Origin of the sequence: Kribbella sp. NPDC059898, assembly GCF_042730855.1 — a bacterium.
Lineage (GTDB): Bacteria > Actinomycetota > Actinomycetes > Propionibacteriales > Kribbellaceae > Kribbella.
The window spans coordinates 151,808-176,313 of the sequence record NZ_JBHWKR010000008.1; the positions used below are offsets into that span (position 1 = coordinate 151,808).

At 69.8% G+C, this 24,506-nt stretch carries 19 protein-coding genes; 13 read left to right on the plus strand and 6 right to left on the minus strand.

What is annotated here, in order from left to right; all coding sequences use genetic code 11:
* Nucleotides 1-2: 2 nt before the first annotated feature.
* Genes ACFV9C_RS24995 through ligD form a run of 4 tightly spaced genes read left to right on the plus strand, consistent with a single transcriptional unit; the run spans nt 3 to nt 3,837 of the window.
* Nucleotides 3-929, plus strand: a complete 927-nt coding sequence (locus tag ACFV9C_RS24995) for an acetylxylan esterase (RefSeq protein ID WP_380197215.1) — start codon at nt 3-5, stop codon at nt 927-929.
* Nucleotides 930-933: 4 nt separating this feature from the next.
* Entirely contained in the window at nt 934-1,779 is an 846-nt protein-coding gene (locus ACFV9C_RS25000; RefSeq protein WP_380197216.1) for an acetylxylan esterase, read from the plus strand.
* Complete coding sequence (locus ACFV9C_RS25005; RefSeq protein ID WP_380197218.1) at nt 1,776-2,849, plus strand: hypothetical protein; 1,074 nt, start codon at nt 1,776-1,778, stop codon at nt 2,847-2,849. Before ACFV9C_RS25000 ends, ACFV9C_RS25005 begins: the two co-directional genes overlap by 4 nt.
* Nucleotides 2,839-3,837 carry a non-homologous end-joining DNA ligase gene (gene ligD / locus ACFV9C_RS25010; RefSeq protein ID WP_380197220.1) on the plus strand — a complete coding sequence of 333 codons (999 nt, stop codon included), beginning with the start codon at nt 2,839-2,841 and terminating at the stop codon, nt 3,835-3,837. Before ACFV9C_RS25005 ends, ligD begins: the two co-directional genes overlap by 11 nt.
* A 55-nt stretch (nt 3,838-3,892) precedes the next feature.
* Here the strand turns inward: ligD and ACFV9C_RS25015 are convergent, their stop codons facing one another.
* Nucleotides 3,893-7,174, minus strand: a complete 3,282-nt coding sequence (locus tag ACFV9C_RS25015; RefSeq protein ID WP_380197221.1) for a hypothetical protein — start codon at nt 7,172-7,174, stop codon at nt 3,893-3,895.
* A 383-nt stretch (nt 7,175-7,557) separates the two neighbouring features.
* Nucleotides 7,558-8,130, minus strand: coding sequence for a TetR/AcrR family transcriptional regulator (locus tag ACFV9C_RS25020; protein ID WP_380197223.1), 573 nt, complete (start codon nt 8,128-8,130; stop codon nt 7,558-7,560).
* A gap of 108 nt (nt 8,131-8,238) precedes the next feature.
* On the opposite strand from ACFV9C_RS25020, the gene ACFV9C_RS25025 reads away from it, so the two are divergent.
* Entirely contained in the window at nt 8,239-9,168 is a 930-nt protein-coding gene (locus ACFV9C_RS25025; RefSeq protein ID WP_380197225.1) for an alpha/beta hydrolase, read from the plus strand.
* Here the strand turns inward: ACFV9C_RS25025 and mug are convergent.
* Nucleotides 9,161-9,661, minus strand: coding sequence for a G/U mismatch-specific DNA glycosylase (gene mug / locus ACFV9C_RS25030; protein WP_380197227.1), 501 nt, complete (start codon nt 9,659-9,661; stop codon nt 9,161-9,163). The genes ACFV9C_RS25025 and mug overlap by 8 nt on opposite strands.
* 170 nt (nt 9,662-9,831) lie before the next feature.
* On the opposite strand from mug, the gene ACFV9C_RS25035 reads away from it, so the two are divergent.
* From ACFV9C_RS25035 to ACFV9C_RS25065, 7 genes are all read left to right on the plus strand, one after another.
* On the plus strand, nt 9,832-10,557 hold the full coding sequence (locus ACFV9C_RS25035; protein WP_380197229.1) for a Clp protease N-terminal domain-containing protein: 726 nt from the start codon (nt 9,832-9,834) through the stop codon (nt 10,555-10,557).
* 10 nt (nt 10,558-10,567) lie between these two features.
* Nucleotides 10,568-11,845, plus strand: a complete 1,278-nt coding sequence (locus ACFV9C_RS25040) for a serine hydrolase domain-containing protein (RefSeq protein ID WP_380197231.1) — start codon at nt 10,568-10,570, stop codon at nt 11,843-11,845.
* Between the two features lie 45 nt (nt 11,846-11,890).
* Nucleotides 11,891-13,288: an ATP-binding protein gene (locus ACFV9C_RS25045; RefSeq protein ID WP_380197232.1), complete on the plus strand. Its 1,398-nt coding sequence runs from the start codon at nt 11,891-11,893 to the stop codon at nt 13,286-13,288.
* A gap of 121 nt (nt 13,289-13,409) precedes the next feature.
* The gene (locus ACFV9C_RS25050) at nt 13,410-15,365 is read left to right on the plus strand and encodes a hypothetical protein (RefSeq protein WP_380197234.1); all 1,956 of its coding nucleotides are present in this window, start codon (nt 13,410-13,412) and stop codon (nt 15,363-15,365) included.
* Nucleotides 15,366-15,630: 265 nt separating this feature from the next.
* Entirely contained in the window at nt 15,631-18,282 is a 2,652-nt protein-coding gene (gene ppdK / locus ACFV9C_RS25055) for a pyruvate, phosphate dikinase (RefSeq protein ID WP_380197236.1), read from the plus strand.
* A complete protein-coding gene (locus tag ACFV9C_RS25060) occupies nt 18,279-19,058 on the plus strand; it encodes a class I SAM-dependent methyltransferase (RefSeq protein ID WP_380197238.1) in 780 nt (259 codons plus the stop codon). Before ppdK ends, ACFV9C_RS25060 begins: the two co-directional genes overlap by 4 nt.
* A gap of 148 nt (nt 19,059-19,206) precedes the next feature.
* The gene (locus ACFV9C_RS25065) at nt 19,207-19,485 is read left to right on the plus strand and encodes a YciI family protein (protein WP_380197240.1); all 279 of its coding nucleotides are present in this window, start codon (nt 19,207-19,209) and stop codon (nt 19,483-19,485) included.
* On the opposite strand, the gene ACFV9C_RS25070 is transcribed toward ACFV9C_RS25065, so the two are convergent.
* Both ACFV9C_RS25070 and ACFV9C_RS25075 read right to left on the minus strand, forming a co-directional pair.
* Nucleotides 19,482-20,717, minus strand: a complete 1,236-nt coding sequence (locus ACFV9C_RS25070; RefSeq protein ID WP_380197242.1) for an acyl-CoA thioesterase/BAAT N-terminal domain-containing protein — start codon at nt 20,715-20,717, stop codon at nt 19,482-19,484. The genes ACFV9C_RS25065 and ACFV9C_RS25070 overlap by 4 nt on opposite strands.
* Before the next feature lie 48 nt (nt 20,718-20,765).
* Nucleotides 20,766-21,980, minus strand: a complete 1,215-nt coding sequence (locus ACFV9C_RS25075) for a hypothetical protein (protein ID WP_380197244.1) — start codon at nt 21,978-21,980, stop codon at nt 20,766-20,768.
* A 163-nt stretch (nt 21,981-22,143) separates the two neighbouring features.
* On the opposite strand from ACFV9C_RS25075, the gene ACFV9C_RS25080 reads away from it, so the two are divergent.
* Nucleotides 22,144-23,670 (plus strand): helix-turn-helix domain-containing protein, encoded by a 1,527-nt coding sequence (locus ACFV9C_RS25080; protein WP_380197245.1) that lies wholly within the window; start codon nt 22,144-22,146, stop codon nt 23,668-23,670.
* On the opposite strand, the gene ACFV9C_RS25085 is transcribed toward ACFV9C_RS25080, so the two are convergent.
* On the minus strand, nt 23,635-24,492 hold the full coding sequence (locus ACFV9C_RS25085; RefSeq protein WP_380197247.1) for an alpha/beta hydrolase: 858 nt from the start codon (nt 24,490-24,492) through the stop codon (nt 23,635-23,637). The genes ACFV9C_RS25080 and ACFV9C_RS25085 overlap by 36 nt on opposite strands.
* Between the last annotated feature and the right edge of the window lie 14 nt (nt 24,493-24,506).

The following is a 24,506-nucleotide window of genomic DNA, read 5'->3' on the forward strand; positions in this document are numbered from 1 at the left end:
TCTTGAGAGACCCCGAGAACGCGACCGTCGAGGTCGACCTCCCGGAAGACTTCGACGCCTTCTGGGCAGCCGGCCTCGCGGACTGCGCGTCGTACCCGCTCGACCCGGTACTCACCGAGAGGCCCGACCTCTCCACCAGCACGGTGATTGTCAACGATCTACGTTTCACCAGCTACGGCGGACTCCGGATCGCCGGCTGGTACGCCGTACCGCGCGACCGCCCCGGCCCGCTGCCCGGGCTGGTCACGATCCCCGGGTACATCTCGGAGCCGACCGTCCCGAAGGAATGGGCCGAGCTCGGCTACGCCACCCTCGCGATCGCCCCACGCGGCAAACTCCGCTCGAACGACGTGTTCGACCCGGGCTACCCGGGGCTGCTGACGCACAACATCGTCGACCCCAGCACCTACGGGTACCGCGGGTTCTACCTCGACGTGGTCCGGGCGGTCGAGGTACTGCTGGATCGTCCTGATGTCGACAATCTGCGGATCGGTCTCCAGGGCTCGAGCCAGGGCGGCGGGCTCGGGATCTCCACGGCCGCGCTGATGCCCGGCGTGATCCGCTGCGTCGCGGCCGGGGCGCCGTACCTCTGCGGGATCATGACCGCGCCGACGCTGACCCGGTCGTACCCGTACGAGGAGATCAACGAGTACCTGCGGGTCCATCCGAAGGATGTCGATCGCGTACGGGAGACGGTCGCGTACTACGACGGGCTGAACTTCGCGCCGAAGGTGCAGGCGCCGACGTTGCTGTACCTCGGGCTCGAGGACGACGTCTGCCCGCCGGAGACCGGGTTCGCGCTGCACCGGGCGCTGACGTGCGAGAAGACCTTGCACACGTACCCGCACTGCGCGCACCACGCCGGGCTGCCGGACGTGATGCGGATCGTGGAGGACTTCCTTGCCGAGCACCTCACCCCGGGACGGTGACCTGATGACCTTCGACAGCTACTGGGCCGCGGTCGACGAAGAGCTTGCGGCGATCCCCGGCCGGCCGGTCCTGGACGTCGTACCGGCGCGAACCACCGACGAGGCGACGTTCTACGCGCTGCGGATCACCAGCACCGGGCCGTACCGCGTGTACGGCAACCTCAGCATCCCGCGCGGTGACGGGCCGTTTCCGGGGTTGCTGATCACCCCGCGGTACGGGAGCGTCAACAACATCCCGCATCCGAACGACCGGAGCCGGTACGTCGTGCTCAGCCTGATGCACCGCGGTCAGCGGCTCGCCGACGAGGGGTTCGCGGCGGCGTACCCAGGACTGTTGACGATGGGGATCGACGATCCGTCGACGTACGTGTATCGCGGGATCGCGGCGGACTGTCTGCGGGCGGCCGAGTTCCTGATGGGGCTGGCGGAGGTGGATCCGGCGCGGGTCGCGGTGAGCGGGGACGACCTGGCCGTGCTGACGGCGGCGCGGCGGCCCGGGTTCAGCTCGGTGCGGGTGACGGACCTGCTGTTCTACCGGGCGATGGAGGCGCGGTCGACGTCGTGCCTGTATCCGCTGGAGGAGTTGAACGATCAGCTGAGGAGTGGATCGTCGACAGGAGGATTGTCGACAACCCTCTCGTACTTCGATCCGGTGCGGCATGCTCCGGCGGTGGCCGGCCGGGCGTTGGTGTCTGTCGAGGACGACGACTGGTGCCGGTCGTTGGTGGAGGCGCTGCCGGACCCGGAGGTCTACAAGGTCACACATCTTGACGGGACGGACAACGACTTCCTCGACGCGTGGCTGGCCGGGCGATCCGGCGTACCGGCGATGTCGAAGTTCGTCGCATGAATCCGCTGGGGGTGCGGCCCGTCATCAACGCCAACGCAACCGTCACCGTTCTGGGCGGCTCGTTGATGCCACCACCGGTGCTGCAGGCGATGGTCGACGCGGCGGCACAGTTCGTCGACCTGCCCGAGCTGAACCAACGCGTCGGGGAGCGCCTGGCCGAGCTGACCCACAACGAGGCCGCCTACGTAACCTCCGGCGCCGCCGCCGCAATCACCCTCGCAGTCGCCGCCAGCATCACCACCGACTCCCAGGCCTTCCCAGTAGCTGCTGAGGTGGTGATGTTTGCCAGTCAGCGCAATGGCTATGACTACTCGGCCCGGTTGCTGGGGGTGCGGGTTGTCGAGGTGGGGGCGTCGGAGGAGGAGTTGCGGGCGGCGGTTGGGCGGGGACCGGCGTGTGTGTTGTGGTTTGCGGGGGCGCACTACGCGCGCGGCGCGCTACCGATCGAGGACGTGGTGCGGGTTGCCGGGGAGTACGGCGTACCGGTGCTCGTTGACGCGGCAGCGCAGATCCCGCCGGTGGCGAGTCTGTGGCGGTTTACGCGGGATGTCGGGGCGGACGCGGTGATTGTCAGCGGCGGGAAAGGGCTCCGCGGACCGCAGGCCAGCGGGTTGGTGCTGGGGAAGGGGTGGCTGGTGGACCGGGTACGCGCGCACACCTCACCGCTGCACGAGATCGGCCGCGGGATGAAGGTCGGCAAGGAAGAGCTGATGGGCCTGCTCGCCGCGGTCGAGTGGACGCTGCAGCAGGACGAGGGGGAGTTGCTGGCCGGGTACGAGCGGATTGTCGACAACTGGATTGTCGGCTTGCAGGGTCTCCCGGGCGTACTGGTGGAGCGCGGGTACCCGAGCGAGGCGGGTCAGCCGCACAGCCGCGCCGTACTCCGCCTCGCCAGGGACCGCGACACGGTCGTGCAGCTGCTGTTCGACGGCGACCCGCGAATCTCCGTCGGAACCTACGGGCTGCCCGACGACGCGATCGCCCTCAATCCGCAAACGCTGGAGCCCGGTGAGGAGAAGGTGGTTCTCGATGCCCTCGTTCGCCTTCTAAGCTCTGGGGATGGCGAGTAAGCCGGATGAAGTGCGGGACGGGGTCGACCTGACCAACCTGGATCAGCCGTTGTTCGACGGAGCGGAGGCGACCAAGCGAGACCTGGTCGACTACCTGGACGCGGTGCACGGGCGGATCCTGCCCGAGCTGCGGGAGCGGCCGCTCTCGGTGGTGCGGATCCGTCCGGGACAGCCGAAGTTCATGCAGAAGAACGTTCCGAAGTACACACCTGACTGGGTGAAGACCGTGCAGGTGTGGGCGGAGGCGTCCAAGCGGGAGGTATCGTACGCGTTGTGCGACGACCGGCGGACGTTGCTGTGGTTCGCCAACCAGCGCGCGGTCGAGTACCACCCGACGCTGATGCGCGCCGACCGCTGGGACCGCGTCACGCATCTCGTACTGGACCTCGACCCGCCGCAGGGCGAGACGTTCACGATGGCTGTCCAGGCGGCGCTGCTCGTCCGGCAGGCGTTGACCGACTCCGGGCTGTCGGGGGCGGTGAAGACGAGCGGCGCGAAGGGCGTGCACGTGATCGTGCCGATCGTCGACACGGTGACGATCGAGGACGCCGCGGCGGCCACCCGGGCGATCGCGGCCCGCGCGGAGAAGCTCGATCCGGCTGTTGCGACGACGGCGTACATCAAGGAGGACCGGCACGGGAAGGTGTTCGTCGACTCGACCCGGTCCGGCGGGGCGACGATCGTGGCGGCGTACAGTCCCCGAGTGCGGCCCGGTACGACGGTGTCGTTCCCGGTGAGCTGGGACGAGCTGGAGAACGTGTCGCCGCGGGACTTCACCGTGCGTACGGCGCCCGCGCTGCTCGGGGACCGCGATCCGTGGGCGGACGCACTGCCGGCGCCACAGGACATCCCCGAGGACATACTCGCGGAGGGGCGCGCGATCCCGGTCGCCCGGGTCGTCGCCATGCACGAGGGCAAACGCCGCAAACGCGCCCGCGAGGCAGAGGCAAAAGCCGAAGCAGAACCGACGGGCGACGCGGGGAGCTAGCGCTCAGCGACAAGCCCATGGCGAGGCGGACCCCTGTCGGTGGCCGTTCGGTTGCCTACTCGGCCGCGGTGGTGATGTCCAGCGCGGCGCGGCGGATGGACGGCGTGGCGTGGTTGCGGAGGGCAACTAATATCGCGCGCCAGCTGGGAGGCCAGCCGGCGCGCGGGGCGGCGGCGGTCAGGAGGGCTTGGGCCAGCAGGGCGGACGCTGGATCGCCTGCGTGGGCGAGGGATTCGGCCAGCGGGAGCAGGTCGGCGGGGGACCACAGGGGTTCGGTTGCATGGAGGCGCGCGCGGAGGAGATCGGCCGCTGCGGATGCCGCCAGGATGTCGTCGGCGACAGCGTCGCGAAGGGCGGGTACGGCGTCCGCGGCGGTAGGTGCTGCCACCAGGAGCAACCGCAAACGTGACGTGAGGTAGTCAGGTGCGGTGAGCTCGTCCGCCACCTGCGAGAGGTGACCGCGGGCGGAGGCCGAGCGACCCGCCAGCTGGCCGGTGAGTTGATCAACGAGCTGCGTCAACCGCCGGCGAGCTGGATGGTCCCGGTCGGCGGTGGCGTTCGGGAGGGCGGGATCCTCCTCGAGCCGGACCAGTAGGCGGACGGCGTCGACAAGTTCCCGCAGACCGTCGGGCGGGTTCGCCGCCACGATCGACACGAGCGCGGTGATCGCGTCCGACCACACCCGGCTACGCAGCGACAGGTCCGTGACGAAGTCGGCGCAAACCCCCGCAGCAGCAGGGTTGTAGCGTGCCCACCCGCGCAACGCGAGCAGCGTCGGACCGACCACGTCCGGTTCCGGGCGGGTCGTCACCGCGATCAACAGGTCGGCGTACCGCGACCGATAGGCAAGCGGTACGTCGTACGCCGACCGCGTGCCGAGCACCACCGCGGTCGCCGGCGAGTCGTGCACCGCTTGCTCCAGCACAGCCCACGCAGGAGCGTCGTACAGCAAGTACTGCGACACAGTCCGAGCGATTGTCGCCCGTACGTCCCGATGCGCCCCGGCCCACGTCTCCGTCAGCACCGCACCCGCGCCCGGCGCCCGCAGCTCGCCCAGCAGTCGTACCGCCTCCTTGCGCGCCGTCACCTTCACGCCCTCGCGCGACAACACGGGCTGCAACAATCCAGGCAACAAGCTCGGCCGCACGAACCGCGCAGCCCGAGCCGCCGCATAGACAGCAACCCGCGCCCGATCGTCTCCCGCGTGCGACAGCAACAGCGGCAGCGCCTGATCGGGCCGGTCCGTCCACGCGAGCGCCGCGAGCGCAGCCTCCTGCAGCAGCACCTCGTCACTCGCCAAGAACTCGTCCAAAGCGGCCCGTGCGGTCGGCACCCGACCGAGCGTCTTCACTGCCGCGGCCCGGTACCACTCGGGCATCCCGTGATCACGCGCAACGCCGGCCAGCAACGACGCGTACCGGGCCTGCTGCCGCGGCAGCCACAACCGCAGCGCGTAGTCCGGAACCTCCCACGACGGACTGTTCCGATCGAACCGCCGGATGCTGTCCGCCGCCTCGAACACCGGATCCAGCAGATCGGTCCGTACCTCGGTCACCAGCCACCACACCGGATGCCACCGCGCGAGCCGCACGTCCCGGCGAACGATCCGCTCCACCCGAGCGGACCGGGTCGCGGGCGCGTCCAGCCAGTACCGGCAGGCGCGCTCGACCGTGTGTTCCTGGTTCGACCACACGGCCTGTTCGAGCACGTCCTGCAGGTGATCCAGCGACCACGCCCGCCGCCCGAAGGCTTCCGCCACCGCGAACGCGAGCGCGAACTCGTTCCGCCGCGCGGCCGCCTCGATCGCCGGTCGCAGTACGTCGTACACCGCGCCCTCACGCCCGCGCGGTAGATTGTCAACAATCCGACCGAGTGCGATCTCGCCGATGTTCTCCGACAACCGCGCGTGCGCCCGCAGCCCCCAGTCGAGCAGGCCCGACTCGTTGCCCAGGGCACCATGCACGACCGTGCGCTCGGCGATCCGCCCGAGGGCGTGCCGGGTCGCCCACGACGTGTCGCGCGCGTTCAACGCATCCTCGAGCAAGGTCTCGAGCGGAAGCGTCAACGCCTCGGTCAGCAGTGTCGGCGACACGTCCGCGATCGCGTGCAGTACGGCGAGCCGCACCAGATCCTGGTCGTTCCGTACCCGATCCGCGGCCCACGCCACCGCCGCCACGACCTGCTCAGCCCGCGTCGCCGACCGGACAACCGCCTGGTAGACCGACGACCGCACCCCAGCATCGGGATCCCGGAGCTCGCCCGACAGCAGAGCGAGCGCATCGTCGTACGGCAGGTGAGCGGTCACCCGCCGCCGTCGCGCACCGTCCTCCGCGACCGCCGGCAGCGTCAGCATGCGCCGCGCCTGCGCCACCCGAACCGCATGCGGCAGCACCCGCAACAGATCCTCGCGAAGCTGCGCCTGCCCGAGGTCGACGTCCTTCGTCACCGCCTCGAACAGCCGTCCACGCCGCGCCGGCGCCAGCTCACGCAGTACGTCGGTCAGCTCCGGCCAGAGGATCCGCCCGAGCTCCACCAGCTCGTCGTCGGAGTACCGGTACAACCGGCGCCGCAGGGCCGGCGTCAACGCCTTGGGTACGGCACTCCGCCGGTCGGGCGCGAGCAGCAACGCCAGCACACCGGCCGGGTCCCGATCGGTCAGCGGCCCGATCACGTCGATCACCGCCGCCGGCAGGTCGTGCGCCGGCAGCGCCTCCTTGATCAACTCGACGTCGAGCGCAGCGGCAACGCCGTGTCCGACACCCCGCCACCACTCGTCGCGGTCGTCACCCGCCGGCAAGGTGTCACGCGCGTACGTGAGCACCTCCGACGGATGATGCCGAGCGAGCCGCCGCCAGTTTCCCGGCGTCACGCAGTACGCCAGCTCCGGCAGCAGCCGCGCCACGGTCGCGCCGTCGACCGCGTCGAGCAGACCGGTCGCCGCGACGTCACCCCAGCGCGCGCGGTGCTCGTCGATCAGCCGTACGGCGAGATGCTCCCGCCGCTGCCGCCGTACCAGCGCCACCAGCTTGGACCGGAGTGCCGCAGGCGCGTCGTCGTACAGGATCCGCAGGTCGTCGTCCGTGACCGGTACGCCGCGACCGACCGCGGCCAATGCCCGCGCCTGGACCGCCGGGTCGAGGTCGCGGAGCATCCGGGAGACGTACGCGGCGTCCCGCGTGACCTCCGCGATCTGCAGGCCGAGGACGCGCTCGAACGCACTGCCGCGAGCCAGCTCACCGAGCAGCCCGGCGAGCTCCGGCGCCCGGTCCGCGAGCAGTCGTACGCGTTGCCCGTACGAGAGTCCGTCGATCGATCGCAGCAGCTCCGGCAAACGCATAGGCCCATCCTGCCGAACGACGGTGCCACCCGCCCCACGACTCCATCACGCCATTCCCTGGCGGCTCCCGCGCCGACCCGGCGAGTCGCCTCGCGGAGTCACCTGCGCATGCCAGCCGCCAAGTCGGCCGCCAGGTCGGCCGCAGGGGTGAGCTGCCCGGGCCGGCGCGCGGGGGCGGCGCGGGTGAACTGCTGGGGTCGGTTCGTCGGGTCCGCTGCCGGGGCCAGGTGCCGGGGTGGGTCGCTGGTCAGGTGTCTGGGGTGAGCTGCCGGGGCCGGCTCGCGGGGGAGGCGCGGGTGGACTGCCGGGGTCGGCTCGTTGGGGGGTTCCTGGGTTGGGGTATGGGGCAGGTGGTGGGGTCGCCTGCGGGGGTAGTTGTGGGGTCAGCTGGGGAGGGATGCGTTGAGGATCATCGTCGCGGCCTCTCGCGCGCGGACGGCGGGGTCGGCGGTGCCTGAGATCGCGGAGCGGGTGATGGCGCCCTCGCTGAGCAGGATGAGGTGGTCGGCGAGCGCCTCCGGGTCGCGGGCGCCGGCCGCGGTGGCCAGTTCGCCGAGCGCGCGGCGGAAGCCTTCCTTGTGCTCGAGCGCCAGCTCGGCGACCCGCGGCGACACGGTGCCGAGCTCGCCGAACGAGTTGATGAACGCGCAGCCCCGGTAGTCCCGCTGCTGGAACCACTCGTACAGGAAGTCGAACACCGCGAGCAGCCGCGACCGCGGGTCGGCCGCCGCGTCGACGTGCTCGGCGAGCATCGACTTCCAGAGCGCGTCCCGGCGGTCCAGGTATGCCTCGATCAGCGTCTCCTTGGACGGGAACAGCTGGTACAGCCGCTTCAGCGAGACCCCGGACGCGGACCGGATCGCGTCCATCCCGACCGCCTGCACGCCGCGCTCGTAGAACAGCGCGTCGGCCGCGTCCAGCACCTGCCGCTGCGCCGTCGCCGTGTCCAGCACCATCGAAACCTCCAGCGTGACCCGCGCCACCTTGCGCGGAGAACCAACGTTCTCCTACAGTAGCAAACGCCAGCGGAGAACGAACGTTCTCACAGTCCATGGGAGGAAGAAATGACATTGCTCGAGCCCGCCGCCCAGGCCTTCGCCGATGCCACCGCGAAGCCGCCGTTCCTGTTCCAGCTGTCCCCGGAGGAGGGCCGCAAGGCCGTCGACGAGGTGCAGACCACCGACTACCCGAAGCTCCCGGTCGACGAGGAGTGGGTGACGGCCGCGGACGGCACCAGGGCGCGGATCGTGAAGCCGCAGGGCGCGACCGGCGTGCTGCCGGTGATCCTCTACATCCACGGCGCCGGCTGGGTGTTCGGCAACGCGCACACCCACGACCGGCTGGTCCGCGAGCTCGCCGTCGGCGCGGGCGCCGCGGTGGTGTTCCCGGAGTACGACCTCTCGCCCGAGGTCCGGTACCCGCACGCGCTCGAGCAGAACTACGCCGTCGCCCGCTGGATCATTGCCTCGGGCAAAGATCACGGTCTGGACGCGGAGCGGCTGGCGATCGCGGGCGACTCGGTCGGCGGGAACATGACGGCCGCCGTCACGCTGCTCGCGAAGGAGGGCGGCGACGTGAAGTTCGTCCAGCAGGTGCTGTTCTACCCGGTGACGGACGCGTCGTTCGACACGGCGTCGTACCGGGAGTTCGCCGAGGGGTACTTCCTGCAGCTGGACGGGATGAAGTGGTTCTGGGACCAGTACACGACCGACGAGAGCGAGCGGAACCAGATCACCGCCTCACCGCTGCGCGCGACGACCGAGCAGCTGCAGGGCCTGCCGCCGGCGCTGGTCATCACCGGTCAGGCCGACGTACTGCGGGACGAGGGCGAGGCGTACGCCGCCAAGCTGCTGGCGGCCGGCGTACCGACGACGGCGGTGCGGTTCGCGGCGATCATCCACGACTTCGTGATGCTGGACGCGCTCCGCGACACGCACGCCGCGAACGCCGCGATCGAGCTGGCGATCTCGACGCTGCGCAAGGCGCTCAACTGACCTGAGCCAGCTCCGCGAACGCCGCGGTGAGCTTCGGCAACGTGTAGTGGGCATTCAGGCCGCTCGGATTCGGCAGCACCCAGACGCGGGTGGCGCCGATGGTCCGGTCCTGCTTGCCCACTGCCGCCGTACGGTCGCCGAAAGCGTCCCGGTACGCCGTGACGCCGAGCACGGCGAGCCACTCGGGCTGTACGTCGAGCACCTTCTTCACCAGGTTCTCCCCGCCGGCGAGGAACTCCGCGCGGGACAACTCGGCGGCCTTCGCCGACGGCCGGTCGACGACGTTCGTGATGCCGAGCCGGTAGCTCAACAGCTCCTGCTGCTCGGCGGGTTTCAGCTGCCGCGGGGTGAATCCGCTCAAATGCACCGCCGGCCAGAACCGGTTCCCCGGCCGCGCGAAGTGATGCCCGGTCGCGGCCGACATCAGCCCCGGGTTGATCCCACAGAACAGCACCCTCAGTCCGCTGTCGATGACGTCCGGAATGCCTTGCACAGGGGAGACGGTACCTAACGACAGGAGGTGTCCCTCCCGGCCGCCACCGCTCACGCCTGACTGGACTGCCGGTGCGCCCGAAACGACGGACACCTCCTGTCGTTAGGTACCCCACCCCCGATGTCAACCTAGGGTTGACGGGGTGATGTTTGTCAACCTAGGGTTGACGTATGACTCCTGGACCGGATCTGCAGCAGCTCATCACCACGATCAAGGCCGACGCCGGCAGCGAGGACGAGCTTCAGCAGCTCGCCGTCGCGGCGGCGACGGTCAGCGAACTGACGACGACCAGTGACCAGGCGCTCGGGTTCTTCGTGGACCGGGCGCGGGGTGCGGGCAAGTCCTGGGTGGAGATCAGCGCCGTCCTCGGCGTCACCAAACAGGCCGCCCACAAACGCTTCGCCGACTCCTGGACCGCCACACCCACGCTCAACCGGTACACCAAGCGGACGAAAGCCGTGGTGGCGGCCGCGAAGGACGTCGCGCGCGGCCGGAATCATTCCTTCATCGGCACCGAGCACCTGCTGCTCGCGTTGTTCACCCAGCCCGAGGCCCTGGCGACCAAGGTGCTTCTCGCCCACGGCATCACCGAGGAGTCGGTGCGGACTGCGATGGACGTGAAGAGTCCGGCCGGTCCGGCGTCCGACACGAAAGCGGCCGACAAGGCACTCGACGCGGAGAACCCGCCGTACACCCGCCGGACCGCGCATGTCCTGCAGGGAGCGGTCGGCGAGGCGCTGACGCTCGGGCACAACTACGTCGGCACCGAACACCTGCTGCTCGCGTTCTACCGGGACTCGCTCGGGGTCGCGACGCAGATCCTGGTCGAGCAGGGCCTCGACGAGAAGGCCGCGTGGGCGGGCCTGCGTGCATTGCTTGAGGAGGCAGCAAAGTAGGTTGGTCCGTATGGCTGACTGGGCTCGGCGGTTGGACGAGTTGGCGGTGGCGGCGGACGTCACCGGGGCAGTGCTCGCGATCTGGCACGACGGCGAGACGACGATCGTGCCGTACGGCGTCCTGAACTCCACGACCGGCGTGCGGACCACCGCCGACTCGCTGTTCCAGCTCGGCTCGATCAGCAAGGCGTGGACGGCGTCGATGATCGTCCAGCTGGCCGTCGAGGAGCGGCTCCGGCCGGCCGACCCGATCGTCAAACTGTTGCCAGAGGCACCTGTCGACCCGCGGATCACCGTCGGGCACCTGCTCATCCACACGAGCGGCATCGACGGCGACCTGTTCACCGACACCGGCCGCGGCGACGACTGCCTGCAGCGGTACGTCGAGCTGCTCGCCGACGTCGACCAGCTCTTCGAACCCGGTACGGCGTACTCGTACTGCAACGCCGGCTTCGTCCTGCTCGGCCGCCTCATCGAAGTACTCGACGACCGCACCTGGGACGAGTCGCTCAAGGCCCGCCTGATCGAGCCGCTCGGCCTGACCCACACCGTCACGCTTCCCGAGGAGGCGATCCTGCACAACGCCGCGGTCGGCCACCTCGCCACCGACGGTTCCCGCGTGAAGACGTGGCAACTCCCGCGCAGCATCGGCCCGGCGGGCACGATCACCGCGAGCGCCTCGGACCTGCTGGAGTTCGCCAAACTGCACCTGACCGACGAGCGGTACGCCGTGATGCAGGAGCCGCAGGTACCGTTCGCGGCCGGCATCGGCGGGTTCGTCGATCTCGGCCTGACCTGGCGGATCTTCGACTGGGGCGGCCGGCGGCTGTTCGGGCACGACGGGACGACGATCTCGCAGCTCGCGTTCCTCCGGATCGACCCGGAGGCGCGGCTGATCATGTGCCTGCTGACGAACTCCGGCAACGGCACCCGCCTGTTCGAACCGCTCGCGTCCGAGGTGTTCACGCAGTACGCCGGGGTGGCGCACCCGGAGGCGCCGCAGCCGATCGACGGACCGGTCGACGACCGGCACGTCGGGCGGTACGAACGCGCCGGCGTCCGGGTCGACGTGGACCGGCGGGGCGATGAGCTGGTGCTGACCTACCAGGCCACGGGGGATCGGCTGGCGTTCGCCGAGGACCCGGTGCACGAGTACGAACTGCGCCCGACCGAGCCCGCCGACGGCAACCATTTCGTCACCCGCGAGGCGCCCGGGCACCCGTGGGTACCGATCACCTTCACACCGACGCACGTCTTCACCTCCGGACGAGTGACGCCCAGGCGGTGAGATAAAGCTCCCACCTGTTGGGAGGAGCGAGCTAACGTCGTCAAGGTGACTAGTGCACCTGCTGAACTCCCTCGTAAGGCTGGTGACCTCCGGGCCGCCGGACATCTTCCCCGGTCGATCAAGGCCGAGATCCGTGACAACCTGCTGAAAGAACTCCGGGCCGGACGTGATCCGTGGCCCGGCATCGTCGGATTCACCCGGACGGTGATTCCGCAACTCGAACGAGCCCTGCTGGCCGGCCACGACGTCGTACTGCTGGGCGAGCGCGGCCAGGGCAAGACCCGGCTGCTGCGCACGCTGGTCGGCCTGCTCGACGAGTGGACCCCCGTCATCGAGGGCGCGGAGCTCCCCGAGCATCCGCTCGACCCCATCACCCCAGCCTCGCGCCGGCGTGCCGCCGAGCTCGGTGACGACCTGCCGGTCGCCTGGCTGCACCGCGATCTGCGGTACGCCGAGAAGCTGGCGACGCCCGACACGAGCGTCGGCGACCTGATCGGCGACGTGGACCCGGTGAAGGTCGCCGAGGGCCGCAGCCTCGGCGACCCGGAGACCATCCACTTCGGGCTGGTACCGCGCGCGCACCGCGGCATCGTCGCGATCAACGAGCTGCCGGACCTGGCCGAACGGATCCAGGTCGCGTTGCTGAACGTGATGGAGGAGCGCGACATCCAGGTCCGCGGGTACACGCTCCGGCTGCCGCTCGACGTGTTGCTGGTGGCAACGGCCAACCCCGAGGACTACACCAACCGCGGCCGGATCATCACGCCGCTGAAGGACCGGTTCGGCGCCGAGGTCCGGACCCACTACCCGCTCGACATCGACGCCGAGGTGGACGTGATCCGGCAGGAGGCCGAGTTCACCGCCGAGGTCGGCGAGCCGCTGCTGGAGGTGCTGGCCCGGTTCGTCCGGCACCTGCGCGAGTCGACGGCGATCGACCAGCGGTCCGGGGTTTCGGCCCGGTTCGCGGTCGCCGCGGCCGAGACGATCGCCGCCGCCGCGTTGCGCCGTTCGGCGATCACCGGCGAGGAGCCGGCCGTCGCCCGGCCGGTCGATCTGGAGGCGGTGCCCGCCGTACTGCGGGGCAAGCTCGAGTTCGAGCCGGGTGAGGAAGGGCGCGAGATCGAACTGCTCGAGTACCTGCTGCGCCGGTCGGTGGCCGACACCGCCCGGGAGCGGTTCGCCGGGCTGGACCTGACCCCGCTGGCCCACGCTGTTGCCGACGGCAACCTTGTGACGACCGGCGAACGGGTGCCCGGGCGCGAGGTGCTGGCCGCGCTGCCCGAGCTGCCGGTGCTGCACGACGTCGCCGCCCGCGCCGGCGTGGACACCGACGACTCACCCGGCCGGATCGCGGCCGCCGTCGAACTCGCGCTCGAGATGCTCTACCTGTCGAAACGGGTGGCGAAGGATGCCGACGACGACACAACGGTCTACGGAGCCTGACCATGTCTATGCAGATGCCACGACTCCGTCGCGGCGGGTCATGGGGCTGTTGCTCCCGGTCTTCCCTCGTCGCTCTGGTCGCTTCGCTCCCGCCGCTCCTCGGTCCAGACCGGGAGGCCCAATGACCGGTCTCCCTGAAGGCTGGTCCTACGGGCCGTGGCACGACGGGCCGGATCCGTTGCAGGCGCCGGTGGACCTGCGGGACGCGCTGGACGAGATCGGCCGGGACGTGATGAACGGGTCGTCGCCGCGGTCCGCGCTGGAGGAGATGCTCCGGCGCGGCACCCGGAACACCCAGGGCCTGGACGACCTGACCCGCCGGTTGTGGGAGCGCCGTCGCGAGATCCAGCGGCGGCACAACCTCGACGGCACGCTCCAGGACGTGCAGCGCCTGCTCAACGAGGCGCTGGAGGCCGAACGGCGCGAGCTGTTCCCGAACCCGTCCGACGACGCCCGCTTCAAGGAGGCCGAGCTCGACGCGCTGCCTTCCGGTACGGCGGCCGCCGTCCGCGAGTTGGCCAACTACCAGTGGGAGTCGTCGGAGGCCCGGCAGAAGTACGAGGAGATCCGCGAACTGCTCGGGCGCGAGCTGCTCGGGTCGCGGTTCGAGGGCATGAAGGAGGCGCTGCAGCAGACCACGCCCGAGGACGTCGAGCGGATCAACGAGATGCTCACCGACCTCAACGCGCTGCTCGCGGCGCATGCCGCGAACAGGCCCGACGTACCGCAGCTGTTCGCCGAGTTCATGGCCAAGCACGGCGAGTTCTTCCCGGAGAACCCGCGGAACGTCGAGGAGCTCATCGACGCGCTCGCCCAACGGGCGGCCGCGGCGCAACGAATGCTGAACTCGATGACACCCGAGCAGCGTGCCGAGCTGATGGAGCTGTCGCAGCAGGCGTTCGGCAACGCGCAGTTGTCCCAGCAGCTGTCCCAGCTCGACGCGCAGCTGCAGTCGCTGCGGCCGGGGGAGGACTGGTACTCCTCGGAGCGGATGAGCGGTGACGATCCGCTCGGCCTCGCCGAGGGCGCGCAGGCGATGTCCGACCTGGCCGAGCTGGATGCGCTGGCCGAGCAGCTCGCGCAGTCGTATCCGGGCGCGCGGCTGGAGGACATCGACCTCGACGCGCTGACCAGGCAGCTGGGCGACGAGGCGACGGTCGACGCTCGTCGGCTGTCCGAACTGGAGCGGCAACTGCGCGACCAGGGGCTGATCGAGCGGGCGCCGGACGGTTCGCTGCAGTTGTCGCCGAAGGCACTCCGGCAGCTCGGTCAGACGGCGTTGGCCGACGTACTGCGGACCGCGCGCGGATCGGGTGAACGGGACGCCGCGAACGCCGGTGCGGCCGGTGAGCTGAGCGGGTCGACCCGACCGTGGGAGTTCGGGGACACCCAGCCGTGGGACGTCCCGCGGACGGTGCGGAACGCCGTACTGCGGACCGCTTCACGCTCAGGCTCCGTGAAGCTCGACGTGGCGGATGTGGAGATCGCGGAGACCGAGCACCGGGCCCGGGCCGCGGTCGCACTGCTGGTCGACACGTCCTGGTCGATGGTGCAGGAGGGCCGCTGGCTGCCGATGAAGCGGACAGCGCTCGCGCTGCACCAGCTCATCTCGACGCGGTACCGCAACGACGCGCTGCAGCTGATCACGTTCGGGCGGTACGCCGGGGTCGTGGAGCTGCCGCAGCTGATCGGGATGGAGGGCACCTGGGAGCAGGGCACCAACGCGCACCACGCGCTCCTGCTCGCGGGCCGGCACCTCCGGCGGCACCCGGACGCGCAACCCGTCGTACTGATGGTCACCGACGGCGAGCCGACCGCGCACCTGGAGCCGGACGGTACGGCGGAGTTCTCGTACCCGCCGGAGCCGGCCACGCTCCGCAAGACGATCTTCGAGGTCGACCGGCTCGCCAAGCTCGGCGCCTCGCTGACCGTCTTCCGCCTCGGCGACGATCCACGCCTGAACGCCTTCGTCGACCTGCTCGCCCGCCGCAGCGGCGGGCGGGTGCTGGCGCCGGACGCGGACGGTCTCGGAGCCGCCGTCGTGGGCGACTACCTACGCACCAGGCGGAAGCTGTAGCAGTCTGAGAAGGAGGGTGTTACCCGTCGAAAAGGCGGGTAACACCCTCCTTCTGTGTTGCTGCCGATTGTCTCGCGTTGTCAACGCTGTAAGGGTTTTCCGGCCAACGCCTTGTGGGCAGGGTCACGTCGGCATCGTGAGACCAGTGTTCAACTGGACTGGTTTTCTGGCTTACCCTGAAAGCACGCCCCCGCCGCCGTTGCCGACGGGCCAGCGGCCTACTTTGCCGCGCCGAAAACACCCGCCTGCAACCCAGGGAGTGACCGTGCCGAAACTCGTCTACGACTTCGCCGAAGGCAACAAGGACATGAAGCAGCTCCTCGGCGGCAAGGGGGCGAACCTGGCCGAGATGACCAACCTCGGCCTGCCGGTACCACCCGGATTCACCATCACCGCCGACGCGTGCCGCGCGTACCTGGAGACCGGGGCGGTGCCGGCCGACCTCGCCGACGAGATCGACCACCACGTCCACCTGCTCGAGCGGAAGATGGGCAAGAAGCTCGGCCAGGCCGACGACCCGCTGCTGGTCTCGGTCCGCTCCGGCGCCGCGGTGTCGATGCCCGGCATGATGGAGACGGTGCTGAACGTCGGCCTGAACGACGACTCGGTGAACGGGCTCGCGCACCACTCGGGCAACCCGCGGTTCGCCTGGGACGCGTACCGCCGGCTGATCCAGATGTTCGGCAAGACCGTGCTCGGCATGGAAGGCGACGTCTTCGAGGACGCGATCGAGGCGTTGAAGGCGGCCCGCGGCACCCGCAACGACCTCGACCTGGACGCGGGCGATCTCCAGGCCCTGGTCGGCACCTTCAAGCAGGCAGTGCACGAGCGCACCGGCCGCGAGTTCCCGCAGGACCCGCGGACCCAGATGGACCTCGCGATCGAGGCCGTCTTCGGCTCCTGGAACTCGGACCGCGCGATCCTCTATCGCCGCCAGGAGCGGATCGCGAAGGACCTCGGCACCGCGGTGAACATCTGCTCGATGGTGTTCGGCAACCTCGGCATGGACTCCGGGACCGGCGTCGCCTTCACCCGCGATCCGTCGACCGGGCAGCCCGGCGTGTACGGCGACTACCTGCAGAACGCGCAGGGCGAGGACGTCGTCGCGGGCATCCGGAACACGGTCCCGCTGGCCGACCTCGAGCAGCTCGACAAGACGTCGTACGACGACCTGATGCACATCATGGCGACGCTCGAGGGGCACTACCGCGACCTGTGCGACATCGAGTTCACGGTCGAACGCGGGAAGCTGTGGATGCTGCAGACCCGGGTCGGCAAGCGGACCGCGGCGGCGGCGTTCCGGATCGCGACCAGCCTGATCGACGAGGGCGTGATCGACACCGACGAGGCGCTTCGGCGCGTCAAGGGTGCGCAGTTGGCGCAGCTGATGTTCCCGCGGTTCGACGCCGCGGCCGCGAAGGACCTTGTGACGAAGGCGATCGGGGCGTCGCCGGGTGCTGCTTCGGGCAAGGTCGTCTTCACATCGGCGGCCGCGGTCGACGCAGCCGAGCGGGGCGAGAAGGTGATCCTGGTACGGCGCGAGACCAACCCGGACGACCTGCACGGGATGATCGCGGCGCAGGGCATCCTGACCAGCCGCGGCGGCAAGACCTCGCACGCCGCCGTGGTCGCGCGCGGCATGGGCAAGACCTGCGTCTGCGGCGCGGAGGAGCTCGACGTGAACGTTGCCCAGGGCACCATTACGGTCCGCGGGACGGTGCTGCGGGCGGGTGAGCTGATCTCGATCGACGGCACCACGGGCGAGGTGTTCCGCGGCGAGGTACCGGTCGTGCCGTCGCCGGTCGTGCAGTACTTCGAGGGCACGCTGGCGCCGACGGACGGGGACGAGCTGGTCGCGTCGGTGCACCGGTTGATCACGCACGCGGACGACGTACGGCGGCTCGGCGTACGGACGAACGCCGACACCGCCGACGACGCGGCGCGGGCGCGGCGGTTCGGGGCCGAGGGGATCGGGCTGTGCCGGACCGAGCACATGTTCCTCGGCGAACGCCGGGAGTCCGTCGAGCGGCTGATCCTCGCGGACAACGACGCGGATCGCGAGGCGGCGCTGGCCGAGCTGGAACCGTTGCAGCGCGGAGACTTCCTCGAGCTGCTGGACGCGATGGACGGGCTGCCGGTGACGATCCGGCTGATCGACCCGCCGCTGCACGAGTTCCTGCCGTCGATGGAGGAGCTCGCGGTGCAGGTCGCGATCGCGCGCGAGCGGGGTACGGCGTCGGCCCACGACGAGAAGCTGCTCGCGGCGGTCGAGCGGCTGCACGAGCAGAACCCGATGCTCGGGCTGCGCGGCGTACGGCTCGGGCTGGTGATCCCCGGGCTGTTCGCGATGCAGGTACGGGCGATCGCGTCGGCGACGGTCGAGCTGCGTCAGCGCGGGAAGGACCCGCGGCCGGAGATCATGATCCCGCTGGTCGGCGCCGTCCAGGAACTGCAGCTCGCGCGTGACGAGGTGTCACGCGTGCTGGCCGAGGTCGGAGTCGAGGTTCCGATCGGCACGATGATCGAGCTGCCGCGGGCCGCGGTGATCGCGGACCAGATCGCGGAGGCGGCCGACTTCTTCTCGTTCGGGACGAACGACCTCACGCAGACCACGTGGGGGTTCAGCCGGGACGATGTCGAGGGCGCGTTCTTCTCGCGGTATCTGGAGAAGGGGATCTTCGCGGTGTCGCCGTTCGAGTCGATCGACCGGGAGGGGGTCGGCGCGCTCGTCCGGACCGGCGTCGAGCGCGGCCGGGCGACCAAACCGGAGCTCAAGCTGGGCGTCTGCGGAGAGCACGGCGGCGACCCGGACAGCATCCACTTCTTCCACGAGGTGGGCCTGGACTATGTCTCATGCTCACCGTTCCGCATTCCGGTCGCCCGCCTGGAGTCCGGCCGCGCAGCATTGGACGGGTGAGCAGGCAGACTCTCCGGCAGACCTTCGGTGAGGACGCGGAGTTGTACGACCGCGTCCGTCCGACCTACCCGCGCGAGCTCTTCGACGACCTCGCTCGGCAGGTCGGCCCGCACCCGCGGGTGCTCGAAATCGGCCCCGGCACCGGCCAGGCAACCGCCGCCATGCTGGCCCGGGGCTGGACCATCACCGCCGTTGAACTCAGTCCTGGGCTCGCGGAGGTATTGCGGCGGAAGTTCCCAACGATCGAGGTGATCGTCGCGGACTTCGACACGTGGGAGCTGCGAACGGGGGAGTACGACCTCGTCCTCTCCGCCACCGCCTTCCACTGGCTCGATCCGGCAACCCGCGTCGAACGATGTGTCGAGCTGCTCCGACCCGGCGGTGCGCTGGCGGTGGTCTCCACCCACCACGTGGCCGGCGGTTCCGAGCAGTTCTTCGCCGACGTGCAGACCTGCTACGACAGGTTCACCGACGACCCGGCGGCCGGCCCGCTACCCGCCTCGGACGACGTACCGGAAGATCCCGCGGGCCTGGCGGACACCGGTCTGTTCAAGTCCGTGGAGTCCCGCAAATACGCCTGGGACGCGACCTACCCGAGGGCCGAATATCTCGAACTTCTGTCGTCGTACTCGGGGCATCGGGCCTTGACAACCGACCGGCGTGACCGTCTGTACGACTGCATCGGCGGCCTGATCGACGCCGCCGGCGGTTCGATCACGAAGCGTTACCTCAACCAACTGATTGTAGGAATTTGTCTTCACCAAACCCTTGCATAGCGGTGCACCGGCTGGTCAGAATATCCGGGCGGGAAGGGAGCTCACTCGTCGACTTTCGGGTCTGACCTGAACCAGCCGCTGTGGCGGCTCGTGACTCCCTTACCCGCACCAAATCTCTTTGTTCTATGGGCGATGTAGGCTTCTGGCCATGGCCCAATTTGTCGTGCAGTTGCGCTTCGACGTGTCCGAGACCGACCGCCGCCTGGAGGTCCGCCCCGCCCACCGCGACTACCTCGCGTCCCTCCGCGAAGCGGGCAAACTGGTCGCCGCCGGCCCGTTCCCCGACGGCACCGGCGCGCTGCTCGTGTACGACGTCGCCGACGAGGCCGAGGTCCGCGACATCCTCGCGAAGGACCCGTACACCCCGGCCGACGTCTACGAGATCGCCACCCTCGCGGAATGGCAGCCCCTGTTCCCGTTCAGCTAGAGCGCCGCGAGCAGCGCGAGCGTCTTTGTCCAGCCCTGGAGTAGGGCGGACTCGTTGGCTGGGCGGGTGCCGCCGAGGGTGAAGTGGCCGACGATGGGGTGGTTGAAGACGGTGCCGTGCGGAAGGTACGGCGCACCGCCGATCCCGTGACCGGCGCCGTCGACGATCACGGCCTCGTGCGGGACCTTGTCGCGCGCCGCGTCGAGCTTCTGCATGATCAGTTCCGCGGACGACTTCGACCCCCAGGTCGCGTCGGCGGAGCCGGCGACCGCGAGGACGGGACCGTCGACACCGTCGACAGGGATCGGATCGTCGGGCGGCAACGAGGTGCCCCGGTACGTCCAGGCCGCGCCACCTGGATGCGGGAACGACCCCGTCACGTACGAGCCCGGCGCATACAAGACGGTCGCGGCGACGAGCTCCGGGAAGTGATCGGCCAGCAGCAAGGCCGGCTCGGAGCCGTACGACGTACCCATCACGACCAGGTGCGCCGGGTCCACCCCGGGCTGCCGCGCGAGCCAGCGGGCCGCCGACGCGAAGTACTCGAGTGGGACGTCACGCAGGTCCGCCGGTACTCCCGGCGCGTGAAAGTACGCCAGCGCCAGCACCGGATACCCGTGCGACGCGAGCAACGCGGGGCTCGACAGCGGCGGTACGCCGCCTTCCGATCCACCGAGGAACAGTACGGCGGGGTGCTTCGAACCGTCCGGTTTCGGCGCGACGTACATGCCGGTGAACTTGTCCTTGGCCGAGGTGACCGCCGTCAACGTCACGCCGGCGGACGCCCAGCGCCGTGTGAGCGTCGTACTCGCGAGCCGCTTGCCGTTGCGGCGCACGCTCACGTCGAGGCGTTCGACGGCTCTCCCGCTCTCCGTCGGCGGGATGTACGACTGGGTGTCGGGGTCGCCGTCCGGCGGGTTCATCGACCAGAACAGCCCCATCCCGTCGGGGTCCTGATAACTCCCACTCGACGGCTTGGCGCTGTCGAGGTCGACCGTCCCGCGGGCGTCCGCGGTGAACGTCGCCTCGCTGTGCCACTTCCTGCCATCGCGGTCCACAGCCTCGGCGCCGACCTGGACCGGCTTGCCGGCCGGTAGCCCGGTCACCTTCAGATGGACGGCCTGGTCGGCGAGCGTCGCCGCCTGGTCGACAGTCACGCCCGGTTGGCCGGCCGACGAGCAGCCGGCGAGCACCAGGCAGCCCGCCGCGACGAGTGGTATGGACCGTTTCACCGGTCCAGGATGGCACTGCGGGGTCTCACTTGGAGAGGGTGCGAAGCCTCAGGCGTCGGCGAGGTTCAGGTGGTCGACGTACGCCCAGAGCCAGACGAGGGGGGCCAGGACGAGTTCGGGTTCGTCGTCCTCGTCGGCGATGAAGAGCATCGAGCCCTCGCCGTTCGTGATGTCCTCGCAGACCGCCTCGCACATCTCCAGCGCGATCTCGAACGGGAGCAGGCGCGGGCCGTTCTCCCAGCGAGGCTCGGGGAGGGGGAGGACGGGGGCCTCGTCGGTGCCGTCGAGTTCGACGGAGACCTTCTGCAGCTCCTCATACAGGTCGAACGAGATCAGCCCGGCGAGCGGCCGGCCGTCCAGGCCGATCAGGTACGGGTCGTCGGCGCCGTCGCGGAACGCGTCCCGGATGTCCGGCAGCGCCGCCTTCAGATCGGTGGCCTCGAGGTACGGCGCTTCGTCCGGCTCCGCGTCCGCGTCCGCCTGGACCAGCCCGCTGCGCATCTGGTCGAACTGGTGCAGCAGGTCGTTCAGTTCGTCGTACGCGCCGCCGCCCGGCGTCTTCTGCGCGCGCGCCTCCAGGTCGCGCAGGTGCTCGACCAGGTTGTCCTCGAAGTGCAGCTCGTACCGCGGCAGGCCGGGCTCGCGGCCCGCGTTCAGCTGCGCGACGATCTGCGTCGACACCGGCCCGATCCGCTCCGCGAGGACCTCGAGCGGAGTGGTCGGCTTCTCCTCGTCGTCGTGCGCGCAGGAGTCGTCGTCGTACTTCCCGTCGCCCTCCATCGCGATCAGCACCTGGAACGCCTGGAACGACAGCAGCGCCGCGGTCGCCATCGTCCCGTCGCCGATCAGCATCAGCGGGTTCCCGCCGGCCTCGGTCCGGCGGACGTGGTCCTGCATCAGCGTTGCGGCCTGCTCGACGTTCACCTGGCTGGCCAGCGACGAGAGCCCGTGGTCGGCGTCGACGCCGAGCAGCTCGACCAGGCGCTCGGAGCTGATGTCGAAGTTCGAGCGCAGGTAGTACCGCAGCCAGCCGGCGTCGACCGGGTTGCCGAGCAGCTCCGCGATCCGGGCCCGGAAGTCGGCCAGGTCGGCGATCGCCAGCACCACGAGCACCGGCTGGTCGCCGTCGCCGATCACCAGCGGCCGGGTGTCGCCGTTGTGGAACCCCTCGATCACCTGGTGCAGGCTGTCCGCGGCTGCTTCCAGCGGCCACGACTCCGCCTCGAACTCGTTGACCACCGCGGCGGAGGTGTCGTCGGGCATCTGCTGGATCCTCTCCGGGTGGCGGCGGGAGTGTGGGGCAACTCTAGGCTGCGGGCGTTTCACCAGGTCAGGCGGGTCCTCGAAGGCACCGCGGTGATGTTCGCTACGCTGGTACCGGCGGGTCGGCGCAGCGGTATCTCACATGTGAGATATGGTCCCGGGTATGACCGACGACTACCTGAGCCGGATCGGAAACCTGATCCGGGACGCGCGCAAGCACCGCGGCTGGACACAGACGCAACTGGCCGAAGTACTGAACACCAGCCAGAGTGCCGTGAACAGGATCGAGAAGGGTCATCAGAACCTCACCCTCGAGATGCTCGCCCGGATCGGCGAGGCGCTCGACTCCGAAATTGTCTCTCTCGGTGGCGGCCCGGTCCACCTCCGAGTAGCCGGCGGCCGCCAGTTGTCCGGCTCGATCGACGTCAAGTCCAGCAAGAACGCCGGTGTCGCGCTGCTCTGCGCCTCGCTGCTGAACAAGGGCCGTACGACGCTGCGCAAGGTCGCCCGGATCGAAGAGGTCAACCGGCTGCTCGAGGTACTGAACTCGATCGGCGTTCGCACGACCTGGCTGAACGACGCGGGTGACCTGGAGATCGTCCCGCCGGCGCAGCTCGACCTGGAGTCGATGGACGCCGACGCGGCCCGCCGTACCCGCTCGATCATCATGTTCCTCGGTCCGCTGCTGCACCGCGAGGACGCGTTCGAGCTGCCGTACGCCGGTGGCTGCGACCTCGGCACCCGGACCGTCGAGCCGCACATGACCGCGCTCCGCCCGTTCGGCCTCGAGGTGAAGGCGACCGGCGGGCAGTACCACGCGCTGGTGAACCGGGCGATCGCACCGGGCAAGCCGATCGTGCTGACCGAGCGCGGTGACACGGTGACCGAGAACGCGATCATGGCCGCGGCCCGGTTCGACGGCGTCACGGTGATCCGGAACGCGAGCCCGAACTACATGGTCCAGGACCTGTGCTTCTACCTCGACCTGCTCGGCGTGACGATCGACGGCATCGGTACCACGACGCTGACCGTGCACGGCAAGGCGGACATCGACCTCGACGTGGACTACGCGCCGTCCGAGGACCCGATCGAGGCGATGAGCCTGCTCACCGCGGCGATCGTCACGAAGTCCGAGATCACCATCCGCCGGGCGCCGGTCGAGTTCCTGGAGATCGAGCTCGCGCTGCTCGAGGAGATGGGGCTCGACTACGACCGCAGTACGGAGTACCTGGCCGAGAACGGCCGGACCCGGCTGGTGGACCTGACCACCCGGCCGTCGAAGCTGCACGCGCCGATCGACAAGATCCACCCGATGCCGTTCCCCGGGCTGAACATCGACAACCTGCCGTTCTTCGCGGTGATCGCCGCGACGGCGACCGGGCAGACGCTGATCCACGACTGGGTGTACGAGAACCGTGCGATCTACCTGGCCGACCTGAACAAGCTCGGCGGCCGGGTGAAGCTGCTCGACCCGCACCGGGTGATGGTCGAGGGGCCGACGCACTTCTCCGGCGCCGAGATGATGTGCCCGCCGGCGCTCCGCCCGGCCGTGGTCGCACTGATCGCGATGCTGGCCGCGAAGGGTACGTCGGTGTTGCGCAGCATCTACGTGATCAACCGCGGGTACGAGGACCTGGCGACCCGGCTGAACTCGCTAGGCGCTCAGATCGAGACCTTCCGGGACATCTGAGTCCTGCAGGAAGGCAACAGCTTCGGCGATCACCGCTGGGTCCGAGAGGATCCGGCGGTGGCCGAGGCCGGTGGTCGGCAGGAAATGGGCGTGCGGGCCGTAGTTCCGGAGCAGGACCTGGGCCTGGGCGGGGTCGACCACGTCGTCCTCGTCGTTGTGGATCACTAGTAGCTCGGCCTTGCCGGTGGTGACCGAGAAGCGGGTCCAGATGTCGTGGTCGCCGTCGAAGTACCCGCGTTCGATGCAGCGGCGCAGTTCGCGGTTGAGCGTCGGGCCGAGGCCGAGCTCGGCGCAGAACGCGTCGGCGAGGTAGCCGAAGTCCGCGACCCCGCTGATCATCACCATTCGCTTCGCGGCGACGCCCTCGCGGACGGCGTACAGCGCGAACGGTACGCCGAGGGAGTGCGCGATCACGCCCTCGAACGGGCCGTGCCGTTCCTCCAGCGCGCGGATGATCCGCTGGTGCCCGAGGATCGACGTCACCTCGCCGTCGGAGTCGCCGTGTGCCGGGGCGTCGTACGAGACCGGGCTGTACCCGAGCTCGAGCAGTCGCGTCACGAACGCGGCGTACCGCGAGGCCCGCGAGCGCCAGCCGTGCACGAGCAGCACGGGCTGCTTGCCGTCGCCCCACGCGTACGTCCGGACCTCCGCGCCGGCCTCGTCCAGGCTTTCGACCTTCGCGGCAGTGTGGACACTCTCCTCGTCGGCACGGACCCGGCCGCGGGCGAGAGGCCGCCGCCACAGGCTGAACGCGATCCGGCCGCCGAGCCGCGGCGACAACAATCCGATTGTCTGCAATCCGACACTGACCAGCTTCTGCATCCCGAACCCCTCCA